Source organism: Paracoccus sp. SSK6 (assembly GCF_039770665.1).
Lineage (GTDB): Bacteria > Pseudomonadota > Alphaproteobacteria > Rhodobacterales > Rhodobacteraceae > Paracoccus.
On the sequence record NZ_JBDPNJ010000096.1, the window covers coordinates 1 to 701 of the forward strand.

Annotated in this window: 1 protein-coding gene; it reads right to left on the reverse strand. The window is 61.6% G+C overall.

Annotated elements, in window-relative coordinates; all coding sequences use genetic code 11:
- Nucleotides 1–659, reverse strand: a 659-nt coding sequence (locus AAIL68_RS17525; RefSeq protein WP_347141066.1) for an IS66 family transposase zinc-finger binding domain-containing protein, incomplete at its 3' end; no start/stop codon positions are given.
- Nucleotides 660–701 lie beyond the last annotated feature (42 nt).

The window sequence follows — 701 nt, forward strand, 5'->3', positions numbered from 1 at the left end:
GAGCGGCCGACCCAGTCGGTCAGCGTCGAACGATGCAGATCGATCTTCTCGCGGGCGTAGATCTCGGACTGCCTGTAGAGCGGAAGGTGGTCGCAATACTTGCCAACCAGCACATGCGCCAGCAGGCCGGGACCCGCACGGCCGCGGTTGATGGGACGGCATGGCAGCGGGGCTTGCGCAAAGCGCTCACAACAGGAGCAGGCCATGCGCGGGCGAATGATCTCGCGGACGACAAAGCGACCGGGAATGTATTCAAGCTCCTGCGTCACGTCCTGGCCAAGCACACGCAGGGCTCCACCGCATGAGGCGCAGGCCTTCCCTAGCGACAGCACCTCGGCTTGTCGTTCCAGATGATCGGGAAGCGGTGCTCGACTGTGCTGCCGTTTGCGCCGCTTGTCGCCGTCGGCTCCTTCATCCTGGCCGGTTTCATCCTGCTGGGCCAAGGCCGCTGCCGCAATCTCCTTATCCTCCTGCAGATCGAAGGTCAGTTGCTGGAGGCTCTCCGATTTCGGCCCGAAACGGGCTTTGCGATGGCCTGCGAGCTGTCCTTGCAAGTCTTCGATCTTCAGTGTGAGAGCCTTGATTTCCTCGCCCATCAGCGTGACCAAGCCCTTCAGGTCCTGGGGGTCGTCCGGCAGGGGATCAAGGCTTTCCAGCATGCCAAAACTATACCCGCCCTATCGCTCCAAAGAAACGATAAA